Annotated in this window: 12 protein-coding genes and 2 pseudogenes; 5 read left to right on the plus strand and 9 right to left on the minus strand. The window is 55.1% G+C overall.

All coding sequences use genetic code 11. From position 1 onward, the window contains the following. Positions 1–9 precede the first annotated feature (9 nt). A complete protein-coding gene (locus AC2Q8J_RS03990) occupies positions 10–906 on the minus strand; it encodes a prenyltransferase (protein WP_288362608.1) in 897 nt (298 codons plus the stop codon). Between the two features lie 393 nt (positions 907–1,299). On the opposite strand from AC2Q8J_RS03990, the gene AC2Q8J_RS03995 reads away from it, so the two are divergent. Then, the gene (locus AC2Q8J_RS03995; RefSeq protein ID WP_486452156.1) at positions 1,300–1,650 is read left to right on the plus strand and encodes a type 1 glutamine amidotransferase family protein; all 351 of its coding nucleotides are present in this window, start codon (positions 1,300–1,302) and stop codon (positions 1,648–1,650) included. Further along, the gene (locus AC2Q8J_RS04000) at positions 1,584–1,940 is read left to right on the plus strand and encodes a type 1 glutamine amidotransferase family protein (RefSeq protein WP_486452610.1); all 357 of its coding nucleotides are present in this window, start codon (positions 1,584–1,586) and stop codon (positions 1,938–1,940) included. The genes AC2Q8J_RS03995 and AC2Q8J_RS04000 overlap by 67 nt, the downstream gene beginning before the upstream one ends. A gap of 3 nt (positions 1,941–1,943) precedes the next feature. Here AC2Q8J_RS04000 and AC2Q8J_RS04005 read toward each other — a convergent pair whose 3' ends face one another. From AC2Q8J_RS04005 to guaB, 4 genes are all read right to left on the minus strand, one after another. Beyond that, positions 1,944–2,360: a DUF3465 domain-containing protein gene (locus AC2Q8J_RS04005; protein ID WP_486452157.1), complete on the minus strand. Its 417-nt coding sequence runs from the start codon at positions 2,358–2,360 to the stop codon at positions 1,944–1,946. 120 nt (positions 2,361–2,480) lie between these two features. Then, entirely contained in the window at positions 2,481–2,726 is a 246-nt protein-coding gene (locus AC2Q8J_RS04010; protein WP_288362605.1) for a TIGR03643 family protein, read from the minus strand. Between the two features lie 121 nt (positions 2,727–2,847). Then, positions 2,848–4,431 (minus strand): glutamine-hydrolyzing GMP synthase, encoded by a 1,584-nt coding sequence (guaA, locus tag AC2Q8J_RS04015; RefSeq protein ID WP_288362603.1) that lies wholly within the window; start codon positions 4,429–4,431, stop codon positions 2,848–2,850. 78 nt (positions 4,432–4,509) lie between these two features. Then, on the minus strand, positions 4,510–5,976 hold the full coding sequence (guaB, locus tag AC2Q8J_RS04020) for an IMP dehydrogenase (RefSeq protein WP_027872753.1): 1,467 nt from the start codon (positions 5,974–5,976) through the stop codon (positions 4,510–4,512). Positions 5,977–6,086: 110 nt separating this feature from the next. On the opposite strand from guaB, the gene xseA reads away from it, so the two are divergent. Beyond that, positions 6,087–7,436 (plus strand): exodeoxyribonuclease VII large subunit, encoded by a 1,350-nt coding sequence (xseA, locus tag AC2Q8J_RS04025; protein WP_486452158.1) that lies wholly within the window; start codon positions 6,087–6,089, stop codon positions 7,434–7,436. A gap of 11 nt (positions 7,437–7,447) precedes the next feature. On the opposite strand, the gene AC2Q8J_RS04030 is transcribed toward xseA, so the two are convergent. Beyond that, positions 7,448–9,025 carry an alpha/beta hydrolase family protein gene (locus AC2Q8J_RS04030; RefSeq protein ID WP_486452159.1) on the minus strand — a complete coding sequence of 526 codons (1,578 nt, stop codon included), beginning with the start codon at positions 9,023–9,025 and terminating at the stop codon, positions 7,448–7,450. A 106-nt stretch (positions 9,026–9,131) separates the two neighbouring features. After that, positions 9,132–9,323 (minus strand): annotated as a pseudogene (locus AC2Q8J_RS04035) (helix-turn-helix domain-containing protein); the annotation flags it as partial. Positions 9,324–9,356: 33 nt separating this feature from the next. Between AC2Q8J_RS04035 and AC2Q8J_RS04040 the strand changes: the two are divergent. After that, positions 9,357–9,551, plus strand: a pseudogene (locus AC2Q8J_RS04040) (exodeoxyribonuclease VII large subunit); the annotation flags it as partial. Positions 9,552–9,637: 86 nt separating this feature from the next. Here the strand turns inward: AC2Q8J_RS04040 and AC2Q8J_RS04045 are convergent. Next, entirely contained in the window at positions 9,638–11,755 is a 2,118-nt protein-coding gene (locus AC2Q8J_RS04045) for an ATP-binding protein (protein ID WP_486452160.1), read from the minus strand. Positions 11,756–11,914: 159 nt separating this feature from the next. On the opposite strand from AC2Q8J_RS04045, the gene AC2Q8J_RS04050 reads away from it, so the two are divergent. Continuing rightward, on the plus strand, positions 11,915–12,562 hold the full coding sequence (locus tag AC2Q8J_RS04050) for a response regulator (RefSeq protein ID WP_288364233.1): 648 nt from the start codon (positions 11,915–11,917) through the stop codon (positions 12,560–12,562). A gap of 106 nt (positions 12,563–12,668) precedes the next feature. On the opposite strand, the gene AC2Q8J_RS04055 is transcribed toward AC2Q8J_RS04050, so the two are convergent. Continuing rightward, positions 12,669–13,322 carry a Crp/Fnr family transcriptional regulator gene (locus AC2Q8J_RS04055; protein WP_027872756.1) on the minus strand — a complete coding sequence of 218 codons (654 nt, stop codon included), beginning with the start codon at positions 13,320–13,322 and terminating at the stop codon, positions 12,669–12,671. Between the last annotated feature and the right edge of the window lie 143 nt (positions 13,323–13,465).

Consider the following 13,465-nt stretch of genomic DNA (forward strand, 5'->3'; position numbering starts at 1 on the left):
CGGCAGCCGTTAGCCCATAATAATCGAAACGGCGAATACCAGTGGCGTCAGCAGACTCAACGCCACATTCATTGCCAGTATTCGCGTTAAACCGGTTGGCGTTGGCAAACCATGCCGAAGCCCGTGCAGTACCGGCAGCGCAAGCAGTAGAGGAATCACACAAAGCAGCGACGCAAACGGCAGGCCGAGGTGAGTGACGCCAGCCAGAACCGTTATCAGGCTAGCCGCAATGAATGCCCCGTACGCGCCAATACTTGCCTTCACACCATAGACCGACGGAAATTGCCTGCGGCCCACAGACTCATCGGCGCTGATATCCGGCAGCTGATTGAGTAAAAGTAGATTGTTGCTTAGAAAAAACGGCAACAGCGAAAGGTAAAAAGCCGTGTAGGAATATTGCCCTGTTAAAACATAATCCGTTCCCATCACCATAAGCGGGCCAAACGCCAAGCCAGGTGCAAGCAAGCATAACCAAGGGTGGCGATTAATCCACTGGGTATAGCTGATAATTGTGGCAACTCCCACAAGGCCAAGTGGCAGCAGCGCAAAGCCAGTTACCGCAACAAAATAACCACCGATCAATACTGTCAGTGCCAGGCAGAAACACGCGGCATACAACACGGCTGCTGCCGCTTCGGGCTGGACGACTAGCGAACCACTGCCGCCACTGAAGGGCGTTCGCTGAGTTTTTGCATCCAAACCACTTTTGAAATCAAAAAACTCGTTGAAGAGATTTACGCTGATATGTGAGGCCAGTCCCGCGATTATTACCAGGCTAAAATCGAAGTAGTCGACGCGCGCCAACCGGAGGCTCGCGCTCGCGTAGCCCAGCAGTAGGCACACCGGCGTGAGCACCAGAAATGGCAAGCGCATTGATTGCCCTACCGCCTGAAATCGTTGATGCATCGTCACTCCCTAACCTCGCTAATTCCAAAAGCTGCGCAACGAATGGTCGTCACATCACCTCAGCAATGTGCGCTGCTGCACAGCCTTTAGCATAACTTGTATTAGGGGTTTGAAGCAGCAAACCATACACGTTAGCTTCCTCGCGCTCGCCACTACGACTACCGTTACACGCTCCACAGGAGACAACATGACACTCTCCCTGCGATTATTCGCCGCTGTTTTTGTTTTGCTACTCAGTGGTTGTGCTACGCACACCCCTCTCAACCTAATGGGTTACCACCCACACTACGAAGCGAATGTGGCCCCCTGCCGCAAGCCAAAGCGCTAATTATTACCACTAGCCAAGCAACCCTTGGCGAGGGTGGCAATGCCACCGGCGTATTTGGCTCAGAAATGACCGCGCCTTACTACCGCTTCACTGAGCATGGCCTCTCTGTGGATATCGCGAGTATTGACGGTGGTGAGGTTCCCATCGACCCGATTTCCTTTAAGTGGTACATCATCTCTGAAGATGACCAACGCTATCTTCACGATGCCGAGTTCCAACAAAAAGCTAAGCACTCCATCGCGATCGCCGACGTCAATATTAGTGACTACGATATTGTCTTTTTAGCTGGGGGCTGGGGGGCTGGGGCGCTGCATATGACCTGGGTTACTCGGAGGTACTCGGTGAAAAAATCACACAAGCTTACGCCGCCGCAACGCCCATTGGCGCAGTGTGCCACGGTCCGCTTGGCCTGCTAAAGGCACGACGCCCTGATGACAAGCTGCTGGTAGAAGGCTTGTCGCTCACCGCCGTTACCGACAAACAAATCGAAGAGCTCGGTATCACCGAAACGCCACAACACCCAGAGTCTGCATTACGAGCTGCTGGCGCAGCCTTTGAATCCAATACAAGATTCTACGACCTGCTGGCCAATCACGTTGTGGTCGACGGTATAGTGGTTACCGGGCAGAGCCAAAATGCCGGTTCAGAGGTCGCATTTACCTTAATGGAATTGCTCCACAAACAGCGCCAAATGCCCTCAAAATAGCCTTTATTGATAGGTCACCCCGCGGTGTTTCAACCAACCGTGGGGATGCTTGCCTCTGGGGTCGTGATGCGTCCAGTGGATGACCCCGCCACGCTGATTCCATTCATACTCGCCATAAAAAGCGACTATATCACCGACCTTAAGGTCGTTTATGCGCGGTGCAAGATCAATATTGTGTGCGACGAGCAGAGTCTGCCCGGAAGCTAGACGTAAAATGAACCGTTGATGGCGACTGCCGTCGAGATCATCGCTTAATAACTTTTCTACCACGCCCTGCCCAGACAGTTGCAAATTCGACTGGCGATTCTCATAGGCGTGAAGAAATCGCTCATCGCTACCCTGTGCAACGTCATTGGTGCTGTTTGAAAAGCCAAAGGCCAGCGCAACCGTCGCGAACACCAGCACCCATATCAAACGCATGTGCTCTCCCCCCTACGAATCCATCCTCTCGGGCTAGCCCTGGTGGCTAGAAGTCTGTCAAAACACGGTGTACACAGCCTGGCTCGACATCGCAAACGCTACAATTATCACCGTACTCACTTAGCGATGCCGATATTGACTGGGGCAGTATGCGCGAGTCACCGACGGTGATCGCAAACTAGCATGCTTGGTTTTACGACCGGAGACACGCTTGCGCCAGAGACGAAAGGAAGACCGCTTCAAGGAGCGCCGCATCAGCTGTGTTACCGCCGCCTCTGATAAACCGTAGTCGTTTTCTATCGCCTCGAAGGGAGTCCGATCCTCCCAGGCCATTTCGATAATACGCGATAAATCTTGAGGGCTCATAGTAGCAAAGACCAACAGACAGGTTTTGCTTATAAGCTGTTTAGCAACAAATGGATTTCCGAGCTAACGAAACCGCGGCACTAGCGGAACAGCCCGCCCGTGCCGCCATCACAAAACGAACTTACTCCCACTCAATCGTTGCAGGAGGCTTGCTCGACACATCGTAGGCCACGCGAGAGACATGGGCGATTTCGTTAATGATGCGATTGGAAACCGTCTCCAGTAGCTCGTAAGGCAGGTGCGCCCAGCGGGCAGTCATAAAGTCGATGGTTTCCACCGCTCGCAGTGCAATCACCCATTCGTAACGACGTGCGTCACCGACGACACCCACCGATTTTTGAGGGATAAATACCGCGAAGGCTTGGCTGGTTTTGTGGTACCAGTCGGCTTTGTGAAGCTCTTCCAGGAAGATGGCATCAGCTTCGCGCAGCACATCGGCATAGTCTTTTTTAACTTCACCGAGAATACGTACGCCGAGGCCAGGGCCGGGGAATGGGTGGCGATAAACCATGTCATAGGGCAGGCCCAGCTCCAAACCGATGCGTCGCACCTCATCTTTAAACAGCTCACGCAGCGGCTCGACTAACTCCATTGCCATATCATCGGGCAAGCCCCCGACGTTGTGATGAGATTTAATGACGTGGGCTTTACCGGTTTTTGATGCCGCCGACTCAATAACGTCGGGATAGATGGTTCCCTGAGCTAAAAACGGTACGTCTTTAAGCTTGGCCGCTTCTTCGTCAAAAATTTCGATGAAGGTATTACCGATAATTTTACGTTTTTTCTCGGGGTCGGCCTCGCCCTGCAATTTGCTTAAAAAAGTTTCTTCGGCGTCAACACGGATGACCTTAACACCCATATTGTTGGCGAACATTTCCATTACCTGGTCGCCTTCGTTCTTGCGCAGCAGGCCGTTGTCGACAAAGACACAGGTCAGCTGTTCACCGATCGCTTTGTGGAGCAGCGCCGCGACCACCGAGCTGTCGACACCGCCAGAAAGGCCAAGCAGCACTTTTTGCTTGCCCACTTGCTCACGCACGCGCTCAATGCCGTCCTGAATAATATTTGCCGGCGTCCACAGGGCCTCGCATCCACACAACTGGAGTACAAAGTGCTCAAAAATACGCTGGCCCTGCAGGGTATGGGTTACTTCCGGGTGGAATTGCACACCGTAAAACCGCTTCTCTTCGCACTGCATGGCGGCAATGGGGCACGATGGTGTCGACGCCAATACTTCAAACCCGTCGGGAAGCGCCACCACTTTGTCGCCGTGGCTCATCCATACATCCAACAGCGCCTTACCCGACTCGCTGTCCATGTGGTCGGCAATATCAGCCGTTAACTGACCGCGCGTTTCCACTCGAATTTGTGCGTAGCCAAATTCATGAACCGGCGATGCTTCTACCTTGCCGCCCAACTGCTCGGCCATGGTTTGCATGCCGTAGCAGATCCCCAGTACTGGGATTCCCAGCTCAAATATTTTCTGCGGCGCACGCGGCGAGCCTGCCGCTGTCACCGACTCGGGGCCACCGGCCAGTATTACCCCCGATGGACGAAATTCATCGATCTCTGCGTCTTCAATATCGAAAGCGCGAATCTCACAGTACACGCCGATTTCGCGGATACGGCGCGCAATTAACTGCGTGTACTGAGAACCGAAATCAAGGATCAGAATTCGGTGGGCATGAATATCGGGGCTAGACACGGCATTCTCTCTATTCAGACTGAGGGGTAGTGTAAAAGGTGGGACGGGGACGCCGCAGGCGGCGCCCCATTACGACACTCAGGTCGGGTAGTTTGGTGCTTCCTTGGTGATACTAACATCGTGGACGTGGCTCTCATTCATGCCTGCAGCCGTCACGCGAACAAACTGTGGTTTGCTGCGCATGGTCTCGATGTCCACACTGCCGGTATAACCCATGGCGCTGCGCAAGCCGCCCATCAATTGATGCACGATAGCCGCCAGCGGCCCTTTGTAGGGAACGCGACCTTCAATACCTTCGGGTACCAGCTTTTCTGCACCGTCTTCAGCACTCTGGAAGTAACGGTCACTGGAGCCTTGGGTTTTGGTCATGGCGCCCAGCGAGCCCATACCACGGTAAGACTTGTACGTGCGGCCCTGGTAAAGCTCCACTTCGCCCGGCGCTTCTTCTGTGCCGGCAAACATTGAGCCCATCATTACCGCATTGGCGCCCGCCGCGACGGCTTTTGACAGGTCGCCACTAAAGCGGATACCGCCATCGGCAATCAGCGGCAGTCCGCTGTCTTTAAGTGCCGCCGCCACATTGGCAATAGCGCTGATTTGCGGAACGCCAATGCCGGTGACAATTCGCGTGGTACAAATTGAGCCAGGACCAATGCCGACTTTCACGGCATCGGCACCGGCTTCCAGCAGGGCTAAAGCCGCTTCGCCAGTGGCGATATTGCCGCCAATCACATCCACTTGAGGGTAGTGTTGTTTAATCCACTTAACCCGGTTAAGTACGTTCTTCGAGTGCCCGTGAGCGGTATCTACCACGAGTACATCCACGCCCGCAGCAACCAACGCCGCCACGCGGTCGTCAGTATCGGCACTGGTTCCTACAGAGGCGCCCACCCGCAACTGGCCCGAGCTGTCTTTACAGGCCAGGGGGTACGTTTGCGCATTGTTCATATCTTTAACGGTGATCATCCCGGTCAGCTTGCCGGCATCGTTCACAACCAGAACTTTTTCAATGCGATGCTTGTGCAGTAACTCTCGGGCCACCGACATATCGTCGTTTTCATTAACCGTTACCAACTTGGCCTTGGGGGTCATGATGGTTGAGACCGGCACATCCATTTGCTCTTGGAACAACACGTCACGGCTGGTGACGATACCTACCAAGTCGCCCTTATCGAGCACCGGCACACCGGAAATTTTGTGACGGCGACGCAGCTCAAACAGTTCACTGATGGGAGCCGCCGCATCGATAGTAATCGGGTCTTTAACCACCCCACTTTCATGTTTTTTCACCGCTCGAACTTCGTAAGCCTGCTGTTCGATGGTCATGCTCTTGTGGATGATGCCGATACCACCTTCTTGCGCCAGCGCAATGGCCAGGCCACTTTCGGTGACCGTATCCATTGCAGCAGAAAGCAGAGGAATATTGAGGGTAATATTGCGAGTGAGTCGAGTGCGTAGACTGACGTCTTTGGCGGTTACTTCGGAGTAGCCGGGAAGAAGCAAAACATCGTCGAAGGTCAGTGCTTCTTGTGCGATACGTAACATAGAATGATTCCAATGCCGGTGGCTAGAATCTTGGCAATTTTAAGTGATGACAGCCCCCGAGTAAACCAATTTGACCCCGCAATAGCGCTATATCTTGATATGATTGCGCAATGACTACACAAGAACCCCCACAACAGCTCAGCGTCAGCCAACTCAACCGCCTCGCCAAGCAACTTTTAGAAGATTGCTTCGCTCAGGTGAGTGTTACTGGCGAGCTCTCCACCCTGTCGCGTCCCAGCTCTGGCCACTGGTATTTCACGCTAAAGGACGAGCGCGCACAGATCCGCTGCGCCTTCTTTCGCAACCGCAATATGCGAGTGAATTTTCAACCGCAACCGGGCCAGCAGGTGGTCGTTCGCGGTAAAGTCAGCCTCTATGAAGGGCGCGGCGACTACCAGCTTATTGTCGAGCACATGCAGCCCGCCGGTGCCGGTGCGCTGGCAGCGGCCTTCGAAGCACTCAAGGCAGAACTGCAGGCAGCCGGCTGGTTCGACCCGGCGCTGAAAAAGCCCCTGCCACCGGCTATCAAGCACATTGCCATTATCACCTCACCCACAGGCGCCGCCCTGCAGGATATTGTCGCAGTGCTCAAGCGGCGCTGGCCGGCAATGAAGGTCACCCTGCTGCCTGTGCTGGTGCAGGGCGAGCAGGCGGCTGGTCAGATACAACGCGCCATCGCGCAGGCGAATCAGCTCGCCCGTTCAGCGTCGCATAATTTCGATTTGATCCTACTGACACGCGGCGGTGGTTCACTGGAAGACCTCTGGCCCTTTAACGAGCGGGTGGTGGCCGAGGCCATCTACCAATCGGAACTGCCCGTGGTGAGTGCCGTGGGGCACGAAGTGGACTTCAGCATTGCCGACTTTGTCGCGGATTTGCGCGCTGCAACACCCTCGGCTGCGGCGGAATTGCTCAGCCCTGATCAAAGCGAGATCAATTCGAAGGTCCAGCTGCTGCGCGGCCGCCTGGTTCGGGCGCAGCGGCGACGCCTTCAGCATCAGCGTGAACAATTACAACAATTGAACCGACGCATTCGCGACCCACGGAGCCGACTCAGAGAGCAAGCGCAGCGGCTGGATGAACTTGAAATGCGACTGCGACGCCAGTGGCAAAGTAGCCAGCGCCAGCGCCTGGCGCGCCTCGCGGGCCTGCAACAACAAATGCTGCTGCTCAGCCCCGATCGGCAACATGCGACACGGCTCAATGCCCTGACACAACTTCAAGCAAGGCTGCAGCGCAGCGTACAAGAGCAAATGCGGCGCCGCGCACAACAATTACAGGCACTGCAGTCCCAGTTGCGACAACTGGGCCCCGAGCAGACGCTTAGCCGTGGCTATGCGATTGTTCTCGACCAACAAGGCCGGGCAGTGCGACGCGCCGCCGATCTTCAGCAAGGGCAGCGCTTGCGCGGGCGTTTCGCCGAGGGGCAAGTCGCCCTCACCGTGGATGATAGCGAGTGAGTCGACGGAGGTTACTCGCCGCTCCCGCATAACAAACGGATATCTTCACAGGACTCCCTTTCACCGCTGCGCAAAGGGAAGTCGCGGGCGGAAGCAAAGTGAAAACTCATTCGTTCAGCCCAGCGCGCGTCATCTAGCAGGCGCGCCTCCGCCTGGGCATAGCCCGGCTCTCCCCGCTTTTTCAGCCATCGATCAAACCACGCAACAGTGTATTCAGTAATCATCGGGCGCGCCCAACCGCCCTCACAGCGATTATTATCCGTATTTGGGCACCAAGAACTTGCGGGCAAGGTCGGCCCCAATGAGTAATCCAAGTGCGTCGTACCGGCAATAGTGACACTCACCACAGGAACAGACGCCGCCTGCCATTGTTTAAAGGCATTTTTATGCGCATCCCGATCCGGGTCAGTGATCAACGGTATCGGCGTAAAGCCGTATTCCGACTTAAAACTCAGCGCAGGCTTGTGGGCAACCACTGCCGGGAAGTCACTACCACCGAAGGCGTCGGTAATGGCATTAGTACTGCCGGGCGGCAGTTGCACACTGGTGATGGTGGCGTTATTGCCAGTGTCGGTATAGCCCAGGGCATCCCAGGCCACCACCGCATCGACCGGGTTTTCCGAGCTCAGCAGGCCCGGCCAGTTTTCAGCACCCGGCGCGCCGTAGGCCTGCACCCAGGTCACACCAGCGGCGCCGTAGGAGTGTCCGGCTATCCCAATGCGCTCACGGTCAACAAAGGCGTGAAAGGGGTTAAAGGCACGGGTTTCGGTTGGGTAACTGCCCGCGCAATTCGCTTCATGGGGGTAGTGCAGCGCTGGGCGCGATAAAATAAAGTCGATATCGTTGACCAAGCCCTGGTAAAACACATGGCCATTAATGTTGCCGCCTTGCTCCGCCGAATTTGGTGTTGCCATGTCCGACGCGCCCTGCCCGCGAGGATCGCTGGTCAGCACAACATATCCCGCTCGCACTAGGGCCTGCGCCGCCCACCAGTAAAGCTGCTCGCCTGCCTGCACGGAGCCATTTTTAATCACGACAACAGGCGCCCGCTCTCCAGCCTGCAGGGCGCGTGGCCGCCACACCCGCCCGCTGATGCGTGCACACCCCTCATCGTAATAGACAACGGGCTCGACAATGGCTTCTTGCTCATAGAAGGTCCGACCATCCGGGCCGTCGACACCGGGGTAGCGGAACGGGTCGCCAACGCAGGGCCCCATTCCTGCAGAGCAAAGTGGCGTAAGCGGCGTGGTGCCTTGGGTGGGCGGCAAGCTCCAGCTCGGGTCCTCGGCAATGCGGGCTAGCATCGCCAAGCGGTTAGCGTTTTCCTGCGTTTGAGAACGAATAATAAAATCAGGGGCGAGCTGCTCGACATTGGCCTCCAGCGTTCGCGCATGATTTTCCAGCTCGCACTGCAACCAATCAGCCGACGGATAGACTGCAAGATCGCAGCGCGTATCGACACTGTGGCGCTGAATAAGATTCGCCGCCCCCTGCTCAGCCTGGGTGGGCGACGACCCACCATTGCCACCGCCACACGCACTGACAATCACCATGAATACTGCGAACGGTATCGCTCCTAAACCCCGCATGTTACCTCCTGTTTTATTATTTGCTTTACGGCACCAGAAACGAAAACGGCGCCACTATGGGCGCCGCTGGCATCGAGCTCATCATCCTGGTGAAGATGAGCAGACCCTAGTAGCTCTCCGGCAGCTTCTTCTTGAGAATGATATGTCGACCTTCCACTTCGATATAGTCCCCGATGGTCAGGTCTTTGAGAATACACGCCACCATTTCACGTGACGAGCCCACTCTGTCGGCGATCTCTTGTTGGGTGAGTTTCTCGTTGATCTTCATTTGCCCTTCTTCACCGTGGGGCAACGCCAGCGTATTGCGTAGTTTGAGGCAAAACAGCGACAGCGATTGCCCTCACTGGAAAATCAGTTGCACAGGCTAGGGCCCGAGCAGACTTTAAGTCGCGGTTATGCGGTTGTATTGAACGAACAAGGAACGGCGGTTCGCAATATAGCCACGTTGCATAGAGGCGAGTCATCGCTGGCACGATTTGCCAAAGGCGGTACCGTAGTGCGCCTTGATGAAATACCTAAGCCATAATGGAGCGGCACATCCCTGTGAAGGCGACTCTCGCCACCCCTCATCCTGAGTCCGCCTAGCGAACACTATAGCGGCTCAGACGCAGGCTACACACCCCTGGATTCCGGGGGCTCACTACCTTCCAGCAGCGGCAGAGACAGACTAAGACTTACCCGCCAACACGAACCCAGATGTTCGCGCTTGAGCACCGCGCCCAGCTCGTCGGCTCTCTGCTGCATAATCGCGGTTCCCCGTCCGTATTGAACCGGACTATCAGACACACCATCATTCTCTATAATTATGCACAGCTCATCTCCTTGGTGCTCGATATCTATGCTTACCGCGCTGGGCTTGGCATGACGCAAGGCGTTAGATACGGCCTCGCGAAGAACGCGTTGGCATTGTTGCTGCGACTCGGGGCTCACCAGCAGCGCGGGAACACGTTCCGGCTGCTGCCACTGCAGAGGCACGCCCGCTGTGTGGCAGCGTTCTTCAAGCTCCATACGCCAGGAGGCGAACAGCACTTCCAGCGGCCGCGTTTCGGTGTCTAGCGCCTCCAGCAGGCTACGTAAATCCTTGATCGCCTCACGCACCAACGGGCGCTCACCTTCATTACTGCGATGCAACAAGGTAAGCAGGCGCGCGCCTAGATCGTCGTGAATATCCCGGCGAATTCGCTCCCGCTCAGCCATCCGCCCGCGCTCACTGGCCCGCAAACTGTTTTGAGCGATCTCAAACTGGCTCTGCAGCAAGGTGACCAGTGCCAAATCATCGCGACTGAAAAGTCGCCGGCCCCGGTCCGCTAACTGAAGCTGCATACCGTTTCCCTCGCCCAACACATCGGGGATGTTCATGGCCTGCCCTCCATCCAGCAACAGCACTTGCTGAACACCGAAACAGGGTTGACTGCGCAGCGGTTGAAAGACCTCCTGAAGCAGCTCAAGCCATAGACTGCGCAGCTCTGCCACACTGCGAATCGCGGTAAAGCGTGGAATACTCTGCTGGAGAATACGTTCCAGATTCCGTTCCGGCACGCGCACAAAGCGCTTCCAAAACCATTGTCTTACCGGGAAATACAGCCAGCCGACCATGGCCAGCGACAATGACAGCGCCAGGGTCTGTCCCATGGCGGGCAGAGATACCAGTGCAAGATCAACGGCGATCACTGCCGCCCCACCAAGTAACCAGCCCCACAGCGCAAACCACCAGCGCTCCAGATCAAACAGCCGATAGCGGATCAACCCCAGCGCAACCCCGGCGTACATCAACAGAAATACCGCAAACAGAATCTCCTGAGGCACCAGCAACTCCAGCCCCAGTGCAGCAGGAACGAGTTGTAGGCCGGCAAAGCCCCCCGTACCGGTAAAAATGGCAATCAAAAACCAGAGCAGTGCCGCCCGCTCCAGCGGCTTGTCGCGGGTAAAACGCCATTGCAGGGCCGCAAAAATAAAGCCAACGGCGTAGATAGCCAAGACCAAGAAATAATAGAAATTGGGCGCAGGCTCCCATTGAAAAATGACTACCGCACATGAGGCAAATCCAACAATGAAGCTCAAAGGCGCAACGGGAAAGCGGCCCAATTGCTGCGGATAGTGCCATAGCAAGGCGCTAAAGGACGAAGAAAAAAGCAAGGCACCACAGCTGTTCAAGTCAGAGAGAAAACGAAAAACATCGCCATCAATAAACATCGATCGTGTGCTATACACAGCGGCCGTATTGGTGGCAATAGCCAAGCACAGGCCGCTCGCTGCATACAGCGTCGTAGCCATTCCCGGCTTAGCCGACCAGACCATTCCTCCGATCATCAGAATGATACTGCCTATGCCAATCTGAAACCAAAATAACCAGTGGAGATCACCGAGCTCCCTTTGGCGAAATGGGACCGCTAGATGGTCACCTGATTCGTTGATCAACACCAGATCGCCGCGCTTTATAGCTGCCGAAATAAGGCGTTGTTGGTCCATCAGGCCATTAAATTCCTCAAAGCTCTCAAGGACATCGGGTTCCGCAATCAGCCATCGAGGATTGGCAGGTAGCTCCCGCTCTCCAGCCTTCAGCGCAGCCACAGTGTGGCGCTGACCGCTCGGAGCCGAGTAAATGATCTGCTCACCGTCCAGGCTGAAAAGCCCCTGAGGCTGGGGCAGGTGTAGAGCCAGAGACAGGCTGGCAAGTGCGCCCACCAACAGCAGTGCGACTGCCACAGCCAAGCGAGCATGTAAATTCATCCGTTCCACTTCTATTCATCAAACCTGAACACGAGGTACGACACGCCTACAGGCCCGATATTATCCTTTTCCCCACAAACGAGGGGATGCGTCATAATAACGAATCGGCGATAGTATCCAGCCTAATAGTCATTCACGCAGATTATTTGGAACACACTAGTGAACGCTATAACACATATCCTGATTGTTGAAGACCTGCCAGATGTCTCCGACTGGCTTTCCAGAATTGCAGCCCAATGCTTTCCCGATGCCAGCGTTCAACAGGCTGACAGCCTGGCCAGTGCGCGCGAATTGCTTCCGGCCTGGCCCGCCCAACTTGCACTACTGGACATTGGCCTGCCCGATGGTTCAGGTGTAGCGCTAATACCGGAAATCCTTGCCAAAAACCCCCAATGCAGCTGCGTGATAACAACAATTTTCGACGACTCTGAGCATTTGTTTGCCGCATTAAAAGCAGGCGCGGAAGGCTACCTGCTCAAAGACGAAACCACCGAGGTCTTCAGTCAACGACTAATGGGCATTCTTGCAGGGCAACCGCCGCTATCCCCCAGTATCGCCCGTCGTATGCTGGCATTTTTTCGACCACAAAAGACGATTGAGTATAATCTGACGGCACGGGAAAGCGAGGTGCTGACGCTGATCGCCCATGGTTACAGTGTTCGCAATGCCGCCGAGTCATTGCAATTGAGCCACCATACCGTAGCCGACTATCTAAAAGATATTTACCGCAAGCTCCAGGTGAATTCACGTGCTGAGGCCACTCTCAAAGCTGTCGACCTAGGACTAATTACCTTACGCCATCAGTAGTCACTTCGGTATTTTATTCACGTATCACTATGAAAACGCCCCCGTAAATACGGGGGCGTTTTCATAGAATTCGTACAAATCCTGCATCACTGGAGGCGCGATAGGGTTAGTAGCTCTCCGGCAGCTTCTTCTTGAGAATGATATGTCGACCTTCCACTTCGATATAGTCCCCGATGGTCAGGTCTTTGAGAATACGCGCCACCATTTCCCGCGACGAGCCCACTCTGTCAGCGATCTCTTGTTGGGTGAGTTTCTCGTTGATCTTCATTTGCCCTTCTTCACCGTGGGGCTCGGCTAATCCGGTAAGCACCTTCACCACGCGGCCATAGACATCCTGCAAAGCCAAACTTTTCACATCATTGGTCAACTTGCGAATACGGCGCGTCAGGTTCTTGTTCAAAATACGAGTGATGTTCGGATGCATATCCATAATGGCTTTGAAATCTTCTTTGTAGATAATGCGCACCTGCGTTGCATCCATCGCACGTACCGACGCCGACCGGCGATCATCGTCAAGCAGGGCCAGCTCACCAAAATAGTCGCCCGACTCAAGTATATTCAGCACAAAGTCTTTACCACTTTTGTCGCTACAGTAGACTTTTACCCGGCCGGTTTCGACGACATACAGAGAGTCCGCCACGTCACCTTCGTGAATCAGTACGGTGTTTTTTGCAAACTCACGAAGAATACTGGTATCACGCAAAAGCTTGAGTTCATCTGGCGACAAACCGTCAAACAGATCTACGTTTTCGATACTCATTGCCACACTCCAGGCCCAAAATTTTTATTGGCAACACTATAGCATAGCTGCGCAAGTTGCTGTCTAGCTTGAAGTTATCGCTGAGAATCAGGTCGCAAAGTGCAAGCAATGGGAAGGAGTGGGTGCCGGCAAGCCGGCACCCT

This window comes from Spongiibacter sp. C9W (genome assembly GCF_057370015.1).